Source organism: Streptomyces sp. NBC_00691, assembly GCF_036226665.1.
Taxonomy (GTDB): domain Bacteria; phylum Actinomycetota; class Actinomycetes; order Streptomycetales; family Streptomycetaceae; genus Streptomyces.
In genome coordinates, this window is the sequence record NZ_CP109007.1 from 8187063 (window position 1) to 8204727 (window position 17665).

Consider the following 17665-nt stretch of genomic DNA (forward strand, 5'->3'; position numbering starts at 1 on the left):
CACGCGCGAGCCGCCTCAGCCGGTTCACGCAAGTGCGCAACCGGTGACGCGATGGCCAGGAGGTCTCATGCCCCGCCCAACCAGCGACGTGCAGGCATGTGAAGCCCACGCACCTGACGCCGACCTCGACGATCTGCGCGCGCGACTGGCCGCGGCGCGGCTACCGGAGGTCGAGACGGTCTATAGCGCCGCGCCCGGCCCGCGCAGATGGGAACAGGGAGTTCCTCTCGCCGACCTCGTCGATGTCGTGAACTACTGGCGTACCGGGTACGACTGGCGGTCGTTCGAAGAGCGTCTCAACCGGATCGGCCAGTTTCGCACGACCATTGATGGTCTCGGAATCCATTTCCTGCACCGCCGATCCGCGCGCGCGGACGCCACTCCTCTGATCCTGACGCACGGATGGCCGGACAGCATCGCTCGGTTCATCGACGTGGTGGACGAGCTGGCGGATCCGAAGGACACGCATGCGCCGGCGTTCCACGTCGTGGTCCCGTCGCTGCCAGGTTTCGGCTACAGCGACAAGCCGGCCGTCACCGGATGGGGAACCGAAAAGATCGCGGCCGCATGGGTGGAACTGATGGGAAGGCTCGGATACAGCAAGTTCGCAGCCCACGGCGGTGACTGGGGAGGCAATATCACCACGGTTCTCGGCGGCAGATTCCCGGCGCACGTCCTCGGCATCCACACGACCTTCGCGGAGGCACCGCCCGGATTGACAACGGACGGGCTGACGGCGGCTGAGCGCAAATGGACCGAGGAGACCCGCGACTTCTGGCGCCACCACGCGGCGTACGCGAAACAGCAGGCGACCCGACCGCAGACCATCGGCTACTCGCTCGTCGACTCACCGGTCGGTCTTCTTGCCTGGATCCTCGACAAGTTCGCCGAGTGGTCAGACACCGAGGACAGCCCGTTCGAGACGATTTCCAGAGACCGCGTTCTCGACGACGTCACCCTGTACTGGCTGACGCGGACCGGCGCGTCGGCGGCGCGCATCTACTACGAGAGTCACAACTCGCTCGACCCCGAGCTTCGGGTCGACGTCCCGTCAGCGCTCACCATGTATCCCCGCGACGTGGAGAAGTGTCCGCGGCCCTGGGCACAGGAGCGGTACCGAAACATCGTGCGGTGGGGATTGCCCGAAGCCGGGGGACATTTTCCGTCGCTGGAGGTTCCCGACCATTTCGTCAAGGACCTACGAGAAGGACTCACCGCCATACTGGCTGCCGAACGGTGAACGCGGCTGGGTGCGGGCGCTCGGATACCGCCCCGTCCGATGCGATGGGACGGAACGTGGCGGCCACGGGTGTGGGGTCGTATGGGTAGGTCAAGTCCGAGTGCGGAGGCGCCTCCTGGGAGTTCCGGGACACCTGCGGCGACCACCCCGGCAGGTGATCTCCGTCTGGGCTCGGCGTCCTTGACGGACCTCACCGAGTCCAGCCGTGGAAGCGCGCCCGCGGGGGACCGCACGCGCCGTCGGCGAGCGCCTGGTCGTAACGCCGCTGCACGGAGGCATCGACCTCGGCCTCGGACGTATCCATGGGGAGGTACGACCCGGAGTAGACGACGCATGACGCGTCGTGAACCGGCCACAGCGCCCACGACCCGAACGCGACGACGGCGGCTGTCACTGCGAGCACGGCTGCGACTCGGTGGCGGGGCGTGGAGAGAAGACGTGATATCACCAGCGGATACTACGGAACGGCACACAGGCTGCCTCACCTCACGGAGAAGCGAGCGCGTAACGCCCGGGAGGAGTAGGCCTTGTATGCCAGGCAATTGCCGGTGTGGTCCTGGATCCGCCGACCGGGGCTACTGCTGCGACGACGAATCACGACGCGCGAGGCGAGCCCGGACCTCGAAGCGGATCACGAGCCGTCGCGACGTCGGAGACCGACGTCCGCGGCCTGCGATACGCCGACGCCGGACGTGTCCCAGTGCTGCTCCGGGGAAATTCGTGGAGGGGTGCCGGAAGGCAGGTCTGGACACGCCGGAAGTGTCAGGCGAAGGAGAAGCGCGCGGCGGCTTCGGAGGGTGTGGTCCCTTGGCGACGTCCGGGGACATCGTGAACGGTCGTTGCGCCCTCGGAGCGGAGCTGGTCGGCACCGGCGTCTCGGGCCATGACCGCGGCGTAGGCATGCACGTCTGCGGCGGTGAGGTCGGTGCGGCCTCGCTCGGTGTACTGCTGGAGGAGGTCGGCGGCGTCCGGATTGAATCGCAGCATGGTCACCGGGGCGTCGAAGCTCCTGGCGATGGCGATGAGCCGTGCGCGTGCCTGCGGGGTGACGTTCGTCGACTCGGCGACCGCGCTGCGTCCGGTGGCGAGCCTGGCGACGATCCTGCGGTCACGTTCCTCGAAGATCCGCGCGTCCGCCGCGTCGGATTCCGTTTCCGCGGATGAGGTGCCGAAAAGCTCTCCGCGGATCTCGTCGCTGGACACCACGGCTTCCGCGTCGATCTGCCGACGCGCGATCAGTGCCCGAACGAAGCTGGTCTTGCCCGAGGCCGGTGGGCCGACGAGGACGACGAGTCCCGCCGGCACCCGGATGGCCCGCGCGAGAGCGTTGAGGAAGAGGTCGCCTGCGCAGTCGAGGGCTTCCTCCGGGGAGCCGGCCGGCAGTCCGCTGGGCAGGGTGTCGTCCCGGTAGCCGTCGTTGCCGGCCAGAGGGAGGGCGAAGCCCCAGGTGTGCAGGACGCCCGTGAAGCGCAGTCGGCACAGCGGCAGTCTCTTCCCGCCGGGCAACTCGGCCGCCACGTAGGCGAATCCTGCGCGAAAACGGACCGTGAGGGCGTCGACGAGGGGCCAGCATGCGCGGGCGTGGCGGTTCAGGCGCTGGCGCAGGTGGTGCTGCATCGATTCCGGGGGGTTCTTCGGCACGGGCCCATCCTGCCGGGCGCGGCACCAGCCCGCCATGATCGTCGGCAGTGGAGGGTGGGCGACGAGCGGGGACACCGGTGGCGGTGGCGATCGATTCGCGGGTCCGCGAGCGGCTGGGCTCACCCGCCCCTCCACTTACTTCCGCGGAGCAGCACTGGCGCTGACCCTGTGCCTGATCCGCTCCGCCGTCCCCCGAGCCCAGACCGCGTCCTGCCCGCCACCATCGAGAACGACCGCTACCACTGAGAACGCCCGCTACCACCAAGAACGCCCGCCACCAGGACCCGTCCACGCATCAGGCCGACTGGCCGTCACCACCCTCGGTTTGCGTATCGCCTTGCGTACTTCTACGGAGGTGGCCGGCTCCTCCGGCCGGACAGGATGTGGGCCGCCCACCCGAACCGCTCCAGATCGGAGGACCCGTGAAGCTCCGCCAGACCCTGGTCGCCGCCACCCTCGGCGCGACGTGCTCACCGCCGTGCCGGCGGTGACCGCCTCGTACACCGCCTACGCCTGCGAGGACAACCAGACCAGCTGCGACCACGAGGAGAACCCCTGGCCGGACGAGGACCCGGGCGGTTTCCCCGGTGGCGACCCCGGCTACGGAGGCTGGGGCGGCGGAGGGGACGGCGGCGGCACCGGCGGCTCGTGGGGCGACATCGACATGTTCTCGGCGCCAAGACCGAGGTGCCGACCGACTGCCACCGCAACGCCGACTCCATGCCCGTACGGGGCAACAGGACCGTCAAGTACCAGGTCTCCTACCAGGTCAGCGCCAACATCTCGGCCAACGCCGCCACGGTGCTGTCGTCCTCGCTCGGTGCGCAGCTCAACACCCAGATCGAGCAGTCGTACTCCGTCGACGTCACCCTCGAACCGGGTCAGTCCTGGGCCCTGTTCGTCGAGTACCAGACCTTCACGTACTCCGTCACCTCCACGAACTGGCTGGGCTACACCACCACCGAGTACGTGGACGTGGTGCGGCCCACCGGGAAGGTCACCAGCCGGTGGTGCTGACGACCCCACGCCCCTCGGGCCCGGCGGTGCGACGGGTCGCCCCCGTCGTACCGCCGCTGGACGCGGAGGCGATCCCCCCGGCGGAACGACAGAAGGCGACCGCCGCACTGGCCGAACTCGCCGACACCGCCGGGCGGCACCTGACCGACCCGGACCTCTTCCACCGGCCCCGGTTCCGCACGGTCGTGCACACCCGCCACCTGGCCCGCACCCCGACGGGCTGGTGACCGTCTGGATCGCCGCCGCCGAACGGCGCGCCGAGGCCGGGCTGCTGGCCGCCGCCTCCACCCGCGCGGAGATCGCGGAACGCCCCGGCCGCAGACCCTGCTTCACACCGGACGCCCTGAGCGGACTGCACACCCTGATCGTCGCCGGAGACCCGAGCATCCCCGCCCCCGGCGGCCTGCGCCGCTCCACGGCCAGGATCACCTGGGCCGACGGCCAGGTCTTCGCCATCGCGGTGGCACCCGGGCGGGAACTCCGGAGCCACGTGGACGGCTGGTACCGCTGGGCCGCACGCACCACCGCCCCACCCTGGACGCGGCCGCCCTCTCCATGGCCCGGCTGCTGACCGTCCACCCCTTCGCCGACGGCAACGGCCGGACCGCGCGCCTCCTCGCCCGCCGTCTCCGCAGACTGGCTGTGCGACCGCGTCCCCTACCCCCCGGAGCCGGTCCTCGCCCGACTGACGACGAGGGGCGTCCTCAGCCTCCACCCCCGCCTCCCCGGCGCCCTGGTACACCCCCCTTCCCTGGCGGTCCTCGAAGAACCCTGGACCCCGGAGCGCTGGACAGGCATCGCGTCCAGACATGCCCCTTGTGATGGAGGTGGATAGAGCCGCCCTGCGAACCTCGTCGCGGTTCCCGGGGGCGGGGTCCGCGATCACCTACGACTGCCAAGCGCGCACCTCGCAGCCATGCGCATCTGGGCTGCGAGGTGATGCTCAGGAATCGGCCTGGGGGGCGTCTAGTCGATCATGTATCGAGATGCCTGGAGTGGCTCGTCCTCGTAGGTCCCTTGACCGTGTCCCGGCTTCCGGGGTGTCCGGCTTCCTCTGTCCGCTCCGGCATCGTGCACGCTTTTCGCCCCTCCGACGACGACGGCGGTGGGGGGCACCGGCTGACCGTCGTCCACTCCCGGCCTTTCCCTCGCGCTTCGCAGAGTCCCGCCTGTCCGCCGAACGGCGCCCCGAGCCGCGCCACGCGGAAAGGGAGGTCGAGATCCCTATGAGTCGGAGGGCTATCGGGGAGGCCAGGGCAGACGCCGCCCGCGGGCCGATCGGCCCGCGTCACGCATCCGGCGGCCTTCGGCTCGCAGAGAGGGATTCTGGAGAGCCTTGCCGTCGGACTCCTTCATCAGCCCCCGGACCTGCATGTACGCGGCTTTCACGACGCCCATCGGTTGCTGTCCTTCCGGATCTTCTACGCCAGCGGGCTCCTGGGACGGGCTCGCCCGCAGGAGTTTCACCAAGTGGTGTTTTGTACGGTTTGCCCACGTCTTGGAGGCGGAAACGTCCCTTGCCGATACGAAAGCGCCGACACGGGGGATCCGGACCTCTCGCGGGAGCGAGGGCTCACAGAACCCGTAGCGAGAGGCGGACGCCCGACTATGAGGGCCCTCGCCACCGACTGTCAGGGGCACCGGCCTGGCCGCCACCGGCCCGGGTCGCAACCGGGCGCGGCAGGCAGATGCCGCGCCAGAGCCGGTACCGCAGGCCGGATCCCGCGCCCTGTGTGGTGACCACCCGCCGGGGGAGCGGCCGACGTGGACCGGGAACGCCACGTCGTGTGTCTGCCCCTGCCCGCCCGACCGGCGGCCGACGCCCGCGCGGGAGATCCTGAGTACGCGAGCACCGGAGGCGGCCCGGGCAGAACCCCGGGCGACTTCTCGCCAGACACACGGCGGGCGGAGGCACTCGTGGGGATCCCTACGCACCGCCGACCCCTGCGAGACCGCACGGTGGTGGTGACCGGCGCCGCGCACGCGCTGCGCGCCGAGGTCGCGCACCAAGGGGTCCCGGTGGGCAGCGCGTACCTCAACTGGATCGACACCGACATGCCGACCGGCACGCCGTCCTGCGGGAACTGCGTGCCCACATGCCGCCCCCACACGCAGGGTCTACCCCCCCGGACCAGGTCGCGGAGCGCCTGGCCACCGCGGTGGAGCGTCGGGCGGGATCGATCTACGCCCGGCCTGGCTCCGCGCCGTCCAACTGGCGCGCCCGTTCCAGCCGCCCCTCGTCACCCCTATGGCGCGCACCGAGCTGCCGCGCTTCGAACGGTCCGAGCCGTTCGAACCGACCGGCCTCGGCGCCGGGGGTCAGGCCGCCGACGACAGGCCCCGGGGCCACCGAGACCGCTGACGTCGGGTGCGAGGCCTCAGCTACCCGCCGCGCCCGGCGAGGGCGGCGTACCCGTGGCCACGGACCCGACAACTCCGGCTTGGCAGTGGGTGTCCACGTCCGTGGTGGTCGCCCCGCACTCGGCGAGCCACCGCCCGAACCTATCCCAGTACGCGTCGGCGCCGGCAGCTTCCTCAGATGCGCGGTGACGGCGGTGTGGTAGCCGTCCCAGGCGACGAACGTCGGGGACAGCTGCACGAGGGGGCGGTCCTGCGCCTCGGCGAGGGCGCGGGCGGCATGGGCGCCGATGTCGTAGGGATACAGATCGGCCGGGTCCTCGTCGTAGACGGCCCTCAGCCGCGGGAGCGTCTGGACGGCGTCGTCGAGGAAGAGGACCCGATGCCCGCGGGCCGCCAGCTGGCGGATGAGCGCGAGGCTGGGCAGGACATGGCTGACGATGGGGGCACCGATCATCGCGACATGGGCGCGGCGACGGGGCATGGGTGATCCATCGTTTCTGGCGTGTGGCCGGGTGGGGTCGGCGTGGCGAGGACGCGGTGTCAGGGCTGATCGACGTGTGCGGCGGCCTCCTCGAGGTCGGCGACGGTCCCCGACATGATCGTCCGTACGTGCCGGGTGATGTGCTCCACGGGCCAGTCCCACCACGCGACGGCGAGGAGCCGGGCGACGTCCGCGGCGTCGTAGCGGCAGCGGATGAGCCGGGCGGGGTTGCCTCCCACAATGCCGTAGTCGGGGACATCCCCGGCGACCAGGGCGCCGGCGGCGATGATCGCGCCGTGACCGATCCGTACGCCGGGCATGACCGTGGCGCCGTGGCCGAACCACACGTCGTTGCCGACGACCGTGTCGCCCCGGCCGGGCAGGCCGGTGATCAGGTCGAAGTGATCTGCCCAGGAGCCTCCCATCGTCGGGAAGGGGAAGGTGGAAGGGCCGTCCATGCGGTGGTTGGCGCCGTTCATGACGAACCGGACGCCCGTACCCAGCGCGCAGTACTTGCCGATGACGAGCCGCTCGGGACCGTAGTGGTAGAGGACGTTGCGCGTCTCGAACGCGGTCGGGTCGTCCGGATCGTCGTAGTAGGAGAAGTCACCGACCTCGATCAGCGGCGACTTCATCAGCGGCTTGAGCAGAACTACACGCGGGTGCTCGGGCATAGGGTGCAGCACGGTGGGGTCTGCGGGAACGGGCGGCATCGTGGAGGCGGTTCCTCTCTCGTGGACCTGGGAGGTCATCCTGAAGTGTGGGGGAAGGTGTCCTGTTGTAACACTTCTTGTGGAGACCCTCGCGTGGGCGAGGCGGTCGCCGATGTCAACGGCGCCCCGCAGAAGTCGTGTTCGAGGCGGTGACCGCATCACGCTCGATGGAGGGTGCCCTCGCCGCGGAGCCTTGCGCGGGTTGGGACCCCATCGGCCAGAGGGCGGTGAACACCGCGGTGGTTGCCGCTCGTGCGGCCCACCGCCTCCATCGTCCCCGGCGTATGACGGGGACCGGGGCGTAGGGCAGTCCGAAGCCGAACGGTGTCCCGTGCGTCGTTCAGACGTTGACTCCGGCGAGTGCTCGGCGGCCCTCGGGGCTGGGGTCAGGCCGGTCCGGCGGCGGCGATGACCGCAGGCAGGTCGACGGACCCCGCGCGGCGGGCCTGCACCAGCCTGAGCCGGGGGCAGGCGAGCGCCCGCCTCTCGGGGGATGTAAGGCGGGCACTCACCTGCACTTCGGTTGCCCGGCCCGACCCGGATGCAGTCCGCGTGACTCCGATCGAGTGCCTGTGCACGATCTCGTACTCGCTGGGGGAGACGCCCCAGCCCCGCCGGTTCTCGTCCGTGCGTCGAAGGAGGCGTCACCCACGCCCGATCCGCAGAACTCCGGCGCGGTCGCGGACGACGAGGTCTCCGACAGGGCCACCCACCAGGTTGCTCGCCCGCCGAGTCCGTCCCATCGAGGTCGGGGGAGCGGGCGTCACTCTGCCTGGTCGCCCTTCCGGTCGGAAGCCGGCCAGACGTAGGGAAGGTCGTCCGGGACGCCGGGGAACTGGGTCCGGTAGAACGCGGGATCCTTGCGCAGCAGCGCCGACTGGTGGCTGCGGTGAAACGCGGACTCGCCGAGCCAGGGAGGCAGCTCGCCCGCGGCCGTCAGCCCGCTCTGCTCGCGCACGGAGGCCGACGGGCGCCAGGCGCGATAGTCGTTCATGAGGGTGACGGAGCAGGTGTCGGCGCGGCCCTCGTCGGTCCAGACGCCGCAGACGTCCAGGCCGTACCGCACCAGGGCCTCCTCGTATCCGACCCACATCCGCACCGCGGGGTGCCGGCGCCACCCGTAGTCCGGCACGGTCAGGCCCCGGAACACCTGGAGGGCCTCGACGCGCTGCTTGCCCAGACGCTTCGGGTCCAAAACGGCCGCAGAATCGGTGAAATTCTCGAAAGGGAGGAATGTCTGCATACGTACTTGGTCCCCGGAGCAGGGTGTCCGCATACCTGGGCGTCGGGCGCCTGGTCGTCACGACACGTGGTCTCGCCCGGGCGCGCAACGAGCGAACGCCTTTCTCCGGCGGGGCCCGTCCGGGCTTCGGGAGACGATCTGTCCCCTCAGCGCAGCGCTGAGCGAACCCCGCCGTCGAAGGGCCCGTGCCAGGCACGACGAGCATTGCCTGGGGTTCCCCTTGATCCCGGCGACGGGCCGCGATGCCCGTTCGACAGGGCCCGACAGCCGAACCTCTCCCGCCTTCCGGTGGCCAGTCCGAGAGCGAGTACGTGCGGTCACCGGCGAGGAGCCCGTAGGCGCGGCGCGCCGCGGGCGCGAGTCGGGCCGCGGCCTCAGGACCGACGTGCTCCGTCTCCGCCGGTCCCGGGGGAGGGAGAGCTCCTCGAACGGAGTGCATCGTGCATGAGTACTCCCGTGAGCGGTCCGACGCGGTGTACAACGATGTAAGACCGTGTCGCAGCATCGTGGTCTGAGATGCGCATGTCAATCTACTGGTACGGACCTACCTGCCCCGTGCGACGGTAATTGTTGAATTTCATGTTCTTCCGCGAGGGATTCCGTTGAGAACTGTTCCATGTTAGGTTCCCCGGCACCTCGGCCCATCCGAGGAGCGGGCCACTCGCCCGCTGTCTGAGCCGCTCGCCAACTCCGCACGGAACCAACGAACTTCGACCGTCATGAGGGTCGGCGTGCCGACGGTTCCGGGCGCCGTCCCGCCCAGGAGGAGTTCGATGCGACGCATCGTCGCCTGTCTGGCGGCCCTGTTGGCGATGGCCGGAGGCCTTGTCTTCACCGGCACCACCGCCGCCTCCGCCGTCGTCCCGAAGACGCCGCCCCTGACCACCCCGTGGACCTCCCAGGTGTCCACCACGAACCCGCTGCCCGACTACCCACGTCCCCAGATGACGCGGCCCGACTGGATGTCCCTGAACGGGGAGTGGGAGTTCCTCAACCCGCCCGCCGACGGAGCCGGGAACGTCGACCGCAACGCCGCGCCCCCCGTCGGGCAGACCCTGCCCGAGCGCATCCTCGTCCCGTACCCGGTGGAGTCCGCGCTCTCCGGGATCATGCGCAACGACAACCGGGACCTGATGTTCTACCGCCGCACCTTCACCGTGCCGCAGAACTGGTCCGGCCGCCGGGTCCAGCTCCACTTCGGCGCCGTCGACTACGAGGCCACCGTCTGGGTCAACGGCACCCGCGTCACCGGCCACCGCGGCGGCTACGACCGCTTCGAGGTCGACATCACCCCGCAGCTGCGCGCGGGAGCGAACGAACTCATCGTGCGCGTCTACGACCCCACCGACGGGCGCGGCGAGAAGCAACCCGTCGGCAAGCAGACCGTCAACCCCAGCGGCATCTTCTACACGCCCACCTCAGGCATCTGGCAGACCGTCTGGCTGGAACCCACCCCCGTGTCGTCGATCTACTCGGTCGACATCCGCGCCGACCTCGCGACGAACACCGCACGGGTGAAGGTCTTCACACGGGGCGACGTCGCCGGCCACAGCGTCCAGGCCGAGGCGCTGAACGGCGCCCAGGTCGTCGGCACCGCCACCGCCGGCTTCACCGAGTTCTCCGTACCCGTGCCGAACGCCCGTCGATGGTCGCCCGAGGACCCCTTCCTCTACGACCTGCGGGTCACCCTGCGCAACCCGTCGGGCGCCGCCGTGGACACCGTCACCAGTTACTTCGGCATGCGCGAGATCGGCAAGAAGCTCGTCAACGGCGTCATGCGACCCACCTTGAACGGCCAGTTCGTCATCCAGATCGGCACCCTCGACCAGGGCTTCTGGCCCGACGGCCTCTACACAGCGCCCACCGACGCCGCTCTCGCCTCCGACCTGCAGAAACACAAGGACCTCGGCTTCAACATGGTGCGCAAGCACATCAAGGTCGAGCCCGCCCGCTGGTACTACCACGCCGACCGGCTCGGACTGCTGGTGTGGCAGGACATCCCCTCCACCCTCGCCTTCGACGCCAACCGCACCCCGGCGCAGATCGCCGAGTTCGAGACCGAAGCCCGCGAGATCATCGACGAGCACCGCTTCTCGCCGGCCGTCGTCACCTACGTGCCCTTCAACGAGGGCTGGGGGGAGTGGAACCTCGACGACACCCGGCGGGTCACCACCGACCTGGAGAACTACGACCCCGGCCGGCTGATGAACCCGCACAGCGGCTACAACTGCTGTGCCTCCAAGGGGGATCCGGGCACCGGCGACATCATCGACTGGCACGTCTACACCGGCCCCGACGGGCCCAGGCCCTCCGCCACCCGCATCTCCGTGCTCGGCGAGTTCGGAGGCATCGGACTGCGTACACCCGGTCACGAGTACAGCCCCGACGGACGGTTCTTCGCCTACGAGCAGGTGTCCAGCGCCGCGCAGCTCGACGACCGGTACACCGGCATGGTCCGCGACACCCAGCAGCTCATGCCGACCAAGGGCCTGTCCGCGTACGTGTACACCGAGATCACCGACGTCGAGGGCGAGTACAACGGCCTGTTCAGCTACGACCGCAGGGTCCAGAAGGTCGACACCGCCCGACTCCGCGCCGCCCACGGCGCCCTCATCGCCGCCTCCCGCAACCTCAACGCCACGCCGGGCCTCACCCTCGGCCACGTCCGTTCCTTCCGAGTCACCACCCCCGGCTACACCGATCGCCACCTCCGCCACTCCGACTCCCTGGCCCGGACCGACGTGCTGACCGCGGCCTCCGCCGACGGTGCCCGCCAGGACGCCTCGTTCCGCACCGTCACCGGCCTCGCCGACCCCCGCTGCTACTCCTTCGAGTCGGTGAACCTCCCCGGCCGCTACCTGCGCCACTCCGGTGGCCGGGTGCGCCTCGACGGCGACACCGGCGGTTCGTTCGCGGCCGACGCCACCTGGTGTGCCCGCACCGGACTCGCGTCCGGCGGCTCCTCGTTCGAGTCCCTGAACTTCCCCGGCTCCTACCTGCGTCACTACGCCGACGGCGTGTACCTCGCCCGCAGCGGCGGCCCCAACGCCTGGGACGCGGCGTCCTCCTTCGCCGCCGACGCGACCTGGAGCACCGGTGAGCCGGCCCTGTGGCGCAGTTCGGTCCTGCTGCCCACCGACGTGCGGCGCTCGCTGCGCGTCACCACCTGGGGACACACCGACCGTTACCTCCGGCACGCCGACAGCCTCGCCTGGACCGAGATCGTCGACGCGGGCAGCAACTCCCTGTTGAAGCAGGACGCCACGTACACGCTGCGCCGCGGACTCGCCGACTCCTCGTGCTATTCGTTCGAGTCGGTCAACTACCCCGGCCGGTACCTGCGGCACGCCGACAGCCGGGTGCGCACGGCGGCGGACGACGGATCGGTGCTCTTCCGTCAGGACGCCACCTTCTGCGCCCGCCCGGGCATCGGCGGGACCGGCGTCACGTTCGAGGCGCTGAACATTCCCGGCTCCTATCTGCGCCACTTCGATTCCGCGGTGTACATCGCCTCGGGCGCCGGAAGCGAGGGCTTCGACCGCCCCCAGACCCTCGGTGCCGACAGCAGCTGGTCGGTCGAGGCGCCCTGGGCACCCTGACAGGATCCCCGCCCGGCCCGCGGGGGCCGGACGGGGATCATCACCGCGGGTCCTTCCGAGCGCTTGCGCCCGGAGGGACCCGTTCGGTCTTACGGGCTCAGGTGGTGTGCCGCCGCAGGCCGTACCGGCAGACGACCTCCTTGATCGACCAAACTCCTTAATCGACCAAAACCGCGTCTCCCACCGCCATCACCGACCCCTTCCACCGTCATCACCGACCCCCCACCGCCCGGCGCGCCCAATGCTTCTCGCCGGGGGGCCACGGCTAACTCCCCGACAGTCCTTCCGCAGCCGTCGACCGCCCCAGATACCAGACCGGTCCAGGGTCGGCCACGTCCAACAGCCCGAAGCCCAGCCGGTCGTAGAACGCCCGCGCCCCCGTGTTCGCCTGCACCATGCACAGGTGCACGGCGGGCACGCCGCCCTGACGCAGCGCCGTGAACAGTGCCTCCATCAACGCGCGCCCGTGCCCACGGCCCTGCCACTCCGGCAGCAGATCGATATGCAGATGCGCCGGGTACGCTGCCAGCTCCGCGAGCACCATCCGCTCCGGTGTGTGCAGGAGCCCCGCCATCATGTCCGCCGCCGTCCCGCCACCCGACTCCGGTGCCGGGAACCTCTCCTCCACCACCGGCAGCCACTCGTCACGGAACCGTTTCACGAACGCGGCCGTGTCCGGTACACCGAGCACGTACCCCACAGCCCGCCCCGTCCCGTCGTCCAGGACGAAGGCGAAATCCGGCTCCAACTCCACATACGGATAAGCGAAGATCGTCGGCATCAGCTCCGGATCCGGGTACATCTCGGACGAATCTCCGCCCTCGTGGGCCGTCCTCACACAGATCTCTGCGAGCTCCGCCCGATCCGAACCCCGATAACGGCGAATAAACGGTTCTGTCTGCATGCTCGGGGACGATCCCAGAATGGGAGCGCTCCCGCACGCCATTTCGCAGGAGGCGGAAGGACCTCGTCGGTGCCCCCACGGCATCCGCCGCTCCGCCGCCGAACCCCCGTCAGCTTCCGAGGCATCCGTCTCCGCCCCTCGGGAACCACGGCCACGGCGTTCGTGTCTGGTGCTGGCAGAGGGGGCGACTGCTCAACTGCGCGGTCCCCGGCCGGCCCCTGGTAGAGCCGGGCGCCACACCGAGACGGGGGCGACGTGGACTGGTGGCTGACCGACAGTGAGGGGATCGTGGCCTTCTGGCTGCTGATCTTCGCGCTGTGCAACGGACTGCGCGGGATGTACTGCTGGTTCCGCGACCAGGACGAGCGGCGCGTGGTCGAGCGACTCCTCGCCTTCAAGCCCCATCCCGTACAGGCCTCGTTCCTGCTCGGCGGACTGACCGAGGCTGCCGAGACCGCGGTCTGCATGCTCGTCGACGACGGCACCGTGAAGGTGTCCTCCACGGGTGGGCTCCGCCCCACCCACCGCGGGAGGAAGCAGACGGACCATGCCCTCCGCGCCCTGGCGGAAGCGATCCGCGCCACGCCGTCGAGGGCGGCTACCCCACTTCACGAGATCCCCACCGAAGCCCGCTTCGCCCCGTTCCGACAACTCGTCGAACACCGCGCACCCGTAGTGCACTTGACCGCCTCGGGCAAGAGCCAGTCCCTCATGCTCGCGACCTCGCTGCTGACCACGTTCGGCATGGGCGTCCACGCCGGCGGAGCCTTGGCCCCCACGGCGTTCTTCCCCGAAGCCCACCGCATGTCCTGGCTCTACGTGTGCATGGCCGCCTTGCTGGTCCAGTGGGCCCCGGCATGCCTCTGGCCGTCCGAGAAACGACGCCGCTGGAAGGCCCTCGACGCCGTCTGCCGGGACGAGACCGAGATCGCCCGCGCAGCTCTTCCCGACGCGACCCGCCAGGCGATCGCCCGCACCAAGGAACGCCCGAAGCCATCACCCCCGCCACCACTGCCCACCCGCCACCGCACCCGCGGCGACAGCGGTGACACATCAGGCGCCGGCGGCGACGTCGACTCGTGCGGCAGCGGCAGCGACAGCGGTTGCGGTGGCTGCGGTGGGTGCGGGGGAGAGTGAAGCCACCGGACAGGCTTCCGGCGGCCGCCCGGTACGGACTCCGGCGGCCGCCCGGTACGGACTCCGGAGACAGCGGTGACGGTGATGAGCGTGATGTGCACGTGTCGAGGATCACGTCGCAGGGCGTCGGCATGCCCTCCGGTAACCGGGGTACGCGGGGCTTCGAGCCTGGCGGTCGGCGCCCGGGCGGTGAGGAGAGATCCACTGTGTTGATGGCTCATCCCGTGGTGCTGAGCAGGCTGGTCGAGGAGTACGAGGCACTGAGCGTGTTGCACGCGGAGGACGGGAGCCCCGAGGTGCGGCGGCGCATGGAGGACCTCGCTTACACGCTGTGTGTCTCCACCGGTACCCGGGACGTCGACACCGCGCTGATCGCCGCCCGCCACCGCCTGCCCGGAGCGCGCCCCGAGGACGACTCGGTCCTGCTGGCCTGAACCGGTCGGATCCGCGCCGGGGGCGGGCGCGGAACCGGACCGGGACAGCCCGAAGGCGCCTGCCGGGCATGGCTCGGCAGGCGCCTTCCTCGTGCCCAGGGGCAGGAGCCGGAACCGTCAGGTCGGATCCGCGGTCGGGAGACAAGGGCGAGCCGACGCCTGCCTCGATGAAACGCCTCGTCAAAGCGCTCCCCTGCCGGTGGTCCGGAGGAGTGATGGGAGACTGGCGGGTATGGATATCCGCCGCAGGAACAACGTCACCGTCACCGGCCGGGCGGAGGGGCCGGTCCTTCTGCTGGCGCACGGGTTCGGCTGCGACCAGAACATGTGGCGACTGGTGCTCCCCGCCCTGGCCCCGGAGTACCGGGTGGTGCTCTTCGACTACGTAGGCTCGGGCCGGGCGGACGCCGCGTCGTGGGACGAGCGGCGCTACAGCTCGCTGGAGGGCTACGCGCTGGACGTGCTGGAGATCTGCGAGGAGCTCGACCTGCGGGATGTGACCTTCGTAGGCCATTCGGTCAGTGCGATGGTCGGGGTGCTCGCCGCGGCGAAGGCGCCGCAGCGGTTCTCCCGCCTGGTGATGGTGGCCCCCTCGCCCCGCTACATCGACGACGAGGGGTACCGGGGCGGGTTCGGCGCCGACGACATCGACGAGCTGCTGGAGTCCCTGGAGTCGAACTACCTCGGCTGGTCGGCCGCGATGGCCCCGGCCATCATGGGGAACGAGGACCGGCCGGAACTGGGTGAGGAGCTGACCGCCTCGTTCTGCGCGACCGACCCGGACATGGCGCGGGTTTTCGCCCGCACGACGTTCCTGTCCGACAGCCGGGAGGATCTGAAGACGGTCGCGGTGCCGACGCTGGTTCTGGAGTGCGAGCAGGACGTGATAGCCCCCCGCGAGGTCGGCGCCTTCGTCCACGCCTCGATCCCCGGGAGCCTTCTGGTGACGCTGCCGGCTACCGGGCACTGCCCGCAGCTGAGCGCACCCGGGGCCACCGCCGCGGCGATCACCGGCTTCCTCGGGACGACCGGATGATGTGCCGTACCGCCCAGGACCCGGACGGGGAGCCCGACGTGGACCTCGCGGACGCGGCGTTCACCTCCATGTTGGAGGACAGCGCGGAGGAACTGTACGAACAGGCTCCGTGCGGGTACCTGTCGACGTTGATGGACGGCACCATCGCGAAGATCAACCACACGCTGCTGGAGTGGCTCGGTCTGGAGCGGGCCCGGGTCGTGGGGCGGATGCGGTTCGCCGACCTGCTGACGGTGGGCGGCAAGCTGTACCACGAGACGCACTTCGCCCCGACGCTGCAGCTGGAGGGCGAGGTCAGCGGTGTCGCCCTGGACATCAAGGCTGTCGGTGGGCAGCGGATGCCGGTGCTGGTCACGTCGAGGGTGAAGACCAGCCAGAGCGGTGAGCCCATGCTGATCCGCACCAGCGTCTTCGACGCCCGCGACCGCCGTGCGTACGAGATGGAGCTGCTGCGCGGCCGCCGTGCGGCCGAGGAAGCCCGCCGACAGGCCGAGGCCGACCGCGACCGTCTCCAGGAAGCCCTCGCCGTCCTCCAGCAGAGCCTGCTGCCGGCCCAGCTGCCCGCCATCCCGGGCCTGGAGGCCGCGGCCCACTACCACACCGCCTCCCGGGACCTGCTCGGCGGAGACTTCTACGACCTGTTCCCCCTCGGTACCGGCCGGTGGGCGTTCTTCCTCGGTGACGTGTGCGGCAAGGGGCCCCAAGCCGCGGCGGTCACCTCGCTGACCCGGTACACCCTGCGCGCGGCCGCCCTGCACGACCCCGACCCGATCACCGTCCTGACGACCCTGAACACCGTGCTGCACCAGCGGTACACGAGCGGCGACACCCGCTACTGCACCGCCATCTTCGGCACCCTGCACCCCGGCGACGGTCACGTAGACGTCCACCTGGCCTCCGGCGGACATCCGTCGGCACTCATCCAGCGCGCGGACGGAAGCGCCGACTACCTGCCCACCCCCGGAGGCATGCTCGTCGGCGTCCTGCCGGACGTCCAGTTCGCCTCCGCGCACACCCGGCTGTCCTCCGGCGACACCATGCTGCTCTACACCGACGGCCTCACCGAAGCCCGCACCGGGCCCAAGCGGGAGCTGTACGGCGAGGACGCCCTGCGCGCCTCCGTCGTCGGCCGGCCCCCGGCCGGCCCGCAGGCACTGATCAGTGCCCTGACCGAGCTGATCGCCGGATTCGGCGACGGACTCGACGACGACACCGCACTGCTCGCCCTCGGCGTGCCCTCCGCGCGCCCCGCGTCCCTTCCCACCCCCGCGAGCGAGACCTGAGATGAGCCCGCTGACGATCACCGCCCTCGACGCGTCCACCGGTCCCGTACTGGAGATCACCGGGGACCTCGACTACGCGACGGCGCCGCAACTCCGCCAGGCCGTGGGTCATCTGACTCTTGTCGGCGGCCAGTTGCTGGTCCTTGACCTCGGTGGCCTGGAGTTCTGCGACTCCAGCGGCATCACGGCTCTGCTGGCCAGCCGGAACCTGGCCATCGAACAGCGGGTCGACATCGCTCTGGCCGCGGTCCCCGCCAACACCGCCCGGATCCTGGCCGTGGTCGGCCTGGACCGGGTCTTCACCATCCACCCGGACACCGCGACGGCCACGGCGCCCCGCTCCGAGTCGCTCTGAGCCGTCCTCGACAACCATGGGCTCCCGGCCATGGGCTCCCGCCCCTGGCCGGGCGGTGAACTTGCGTACGCGATTACGTAGTTCTACTGATGCTTCCGGAAGCCGGCGTTGGAAGACTCGCCCCACCGGCTTCCTGGCGGAGCCGTGGTGTCACGTCGGGCAGCCCGCTGCCTCCTGGGCGACCGTCGCCGACGGTTCGACGGGTGACGAGCACTGTCCAG

General features: G+C 70.4%; 14 protein-coding genes and 3 pseudogenes. 12 read left to right on the plus strand and 5 right to left on the minus strand.

Translation table 11 applies throughout. The annotated features are described in order from the left end of the window. Positions 1-67: 67 nt before the first annotated feature. Complete coding sequence (locus tag OG392_RS36675; protein ID WP_329286813.1) at positions 68-1240, plus strand: epoxide hydrolase family protein; 1173 nt, start codon at positions 68-70, stop codon at positions 1238-1240. Between the two features lie 762 nt (positions 1241-2002). Here OG392_RS36675 and OG392_RS36680 read toward each other — a convergent pair. After that, positions 2003-2881, minus strand: a complete 879-nt coding sequence (locus tag OG392_RS36680) for an ATP-binding protein (RefSeq protein WP_329286814.1) — start codon at positions 2879-2881, stop codon at positions 2003-2005. 648 nt (positions 2882-3529) lie between these two features. Here OG392_RS36680 and OG392_RS36685 point away from each other — a divergent pair. From OG392_RS36685 to OG392_RS37640, 4 genes are read left to right on the plus strand one after another with little or no spacing between them, the layout of a single operon-like run. Beyond that, positions 3530-3898, plus strand: coding sequence for a DUF6426 family protein (locus OG392_RS36685; RefSeq protein ID WP_329286816.1), 369 nt, complete (start codon positions 3530-3532; stop codon positions 3896-3898). Then, on the plus strand, positions 3889-4125 hold the full coding sequence (locus tag OG392_RS36690) for a hypothetical protein (RefSeq protein WP_329286817.1): 237 nt from the start codon (positions 3889-3891) through the stop codon (positions 4123-4125). The genes OG392_RS36685 and OG392_RS36690 overlap by 10 nt, the downstream gene beginning before the upstream one ends. Further along, positions 4122-4469 carry a hypothetical protein gene (locus OG392_RS36695; protein WP_329286818.1) on the plus strand — a complete coding sequence of 116 codons (348 nt, stop codon included), beginning with the start codon at positions 4122-4124 and terminating at the stop codon, positions 4467-4469. Before OG392_RS36690 ends, OG392_RS36695 begins: the two co-directional genes overlap by 4 nt. Further along, positions 4454-4720 (plus strand): Fic family protein, encoded by a 267-nt coding sequence (locus OG392_RS37640; RefSeq protein WP_443055036.1) that lies wholly within the window; start codon positions 4454-4456, stop codon positions 4718-4720. Before OG392_RS36695 ends, OG392_RS37640 begins: the two co-directional genes overlap by 16 nt. A 1631-nt stretch (positions 4721-6351) precedes the next feature. Here OG392_RS37640 and OG392_RS36705 read toward each other — a convergent pair. The 3 genes and pseudogenes from OG392_RS36705 to OG392_RS36715 all read right to left on the minus strand — a co-directional run. Beyond that, positions 6352-6740: pseudogene (locus OG392_RS36705) on the minus strand (glycosyl transferase); the annotation flags it as partial. Between the two features lie 59 nt (positions 6741-6799). Continuing rightward, complete coding sequence (locus OG392_RS36710; RefSeq protein WP_329286819.1) at positions 6800-7453, minus strand: CatB-related O-acetyltransferase; 654 nt, start codon at positions 7451-7453, stop codon at positions 6800-6802. Positions 7454-8216: 763 nt separating this feature from the next. Beyond that, the gene (locus OG392_RS36715; protein WP_329286821.1) at positions 8217-8696 is read right to left on the minus strand and encodes an MSMEG_6728 family protein; all 480 of its coding nucleotides are present in this window, start codon (positions 8694-8696) and stop codon (positions 8217-8219) included. Positions 8697-9469: 773 nt separating this feature from the next. Between OG392_RS36715 and OG392_RS36720 the strand changes: the two are divergent. Next, positions 9470-11800: pseudogene (locus OG392_RS36720) on the plus strand (AbfB domain-containing protein); the annotation flags it as partial. Positions 11801-11860: 60 nt separating this feature from the next. Continuing rightward, positions 11861-12295, plus strand: a pseudogene (locus OG392_RS37645) (AbfB domain-containing protein); the annotation flags it as partial. Positions 12296-12560: 265 nt separating this feature from the next. On the opposite strand, the gene OG392_RS36725 reads toward OG392_RS37645, so the two are convergent. After that, on the minus strand, positions 12561-13199 hold the full coding sequence (locus OG392_RS36725) for a GNAT family N-acetyltransferase (RefSeq protein ID WP_329286824.1): 639 nt from the start codon (positions 13197-13199) through the stop codon (positions 12561-12563). 255 nt (positions 13200-13454) lie between these two features. Between OG392_RS36725 and OG392_RS36730 the strand changes: the two genes are divergently transcribed. The 5 genes from OG392_RS36730 to OG392_RS36750 all read left to right on the plus strand — a co-directional run bounded on the left by OG392_RS36730 (position 13455) and on the right by OG392_RS36750 (position 17444). Continuing rightward, positions 13455-14336 (plus strand): hypothetical protein, encoded by an 882-nt coding sequence (locus tag OG392_RS36730; protein ID WP_329286826.1) that lies wholly within the window; start codon positions 13455-13457, stop codon positions 14334-14336. Between the two features lie 206 nt (positions 14337-14542). After that, positions 14543-14770, plus strand: coding sequence for a DUF5133 domain-containing protein (locus OG392_RS36735; RefSeq protein ID WP_329286827.1), 228 nt, complete (start codon positions 14543-14545; stop codon positions 14768-14770). 232 nt (positions 14771-15002) lie between these two features. Then, positions 15003-15806 carry an alpha/beta fold hydrolase gene (locus tag OG392_RS36740; protein ID WP_329286828.1) on the plus strand — a complete coding sequence of 268 codons (804 nt, stop codon included), beginning with the start codon at positions 15003-15005 and terminating at the stop codon, positions 15804-15806. After that, positions 15806-17089: a PP2C family protein-serine/threonine phosphatase gene (locus OG392_RS36745; protein WP_329287676.1), complete on the plus strand. Its 1284-nt coding sequence runs from the start codon at positions 15806-15808 to the stop codon at positions 17087-17089. The genes OG392_RS36740 and OG392_RS36745 overlap by 1 nt, the downstream gene beginning before the upstream one ends. A gap of 1 nt (position 17090) precedes the next feature. Continuing rightward, positions 17091-17444, plus strand: a complete 354-nt coding sequence (locus OG392_RS36750) for an STAS domain-containing protein (protein ID WP_329286830.1) — start codon at positions 17091-17093, stop codon at positions 17442-17444. The last annotated feature ends 221 nt before the right edge of the window (positions 17445-17665 follow it).

What these genes read in the sequence shown, in the direction of transcription:
- OG392_RS36675 (WP_329286813.1), top strand. Translation starts at nt 68, where the DNA reads ATGCCCCGCCCAACCAGCGACGTGCAGGCATGTGAAGCCCACGCACCT.
- OG392_RS37640 (WP_443055036.1), top strand. Translation starts at nt 4,454, where the DNA reads ATGGCCCGGCTGCTGACCGTCCACCCCTTCGCCGACGGCAACGGCCGG.
- OG392_RS36710 (WP_329286819.1), bottom strand. Translation starts at nt 7,453, where the DNA reads ATGCCGCCCGTTCCCGCAGACCCCACCGTGCTGCACCCTATGCCCGAG.
- OG392_RS36715 (WP_329286821.1), bottom strand. Translation starts at nt 8,696, where the DNA reads ATGCAGACATTCCTCCCTTTCGAGAATTTCACCGATTCTGCGGCCGTT.
- OG392_RS36725 (WP_329286824.1), bottom strand. Translation starts at nt 13,199, where the DNA reads ATGCAGACAGAACCGTTTATTCGCCGTTATCGGGGTTCGGATCGGGCG.
- OG392_RS36740 (WP_329286828.1), top strand. Translation starts at nt 15,003, where the DNA reads ATGGATATCCGCCGCAGGAACAACGTCACCGTCACCGGCCGGGCGGAG.
- OG392_RS36745 (WP_329287676.1), top strand. Translation starts at nt 15,806, where the DNA reads ATGTGCCGTACCGCCCAGGACCCGGACGGGGAGCCCGACGTGGACCTC.
- OG392_RS36750 (WP_329286830.1), top strand. Translation starts at nt 17,091, where the DNA reads ATGAGCCCGCTGACGATCACCGCCCTCGACGCGTCCACCGGTCCCGTA.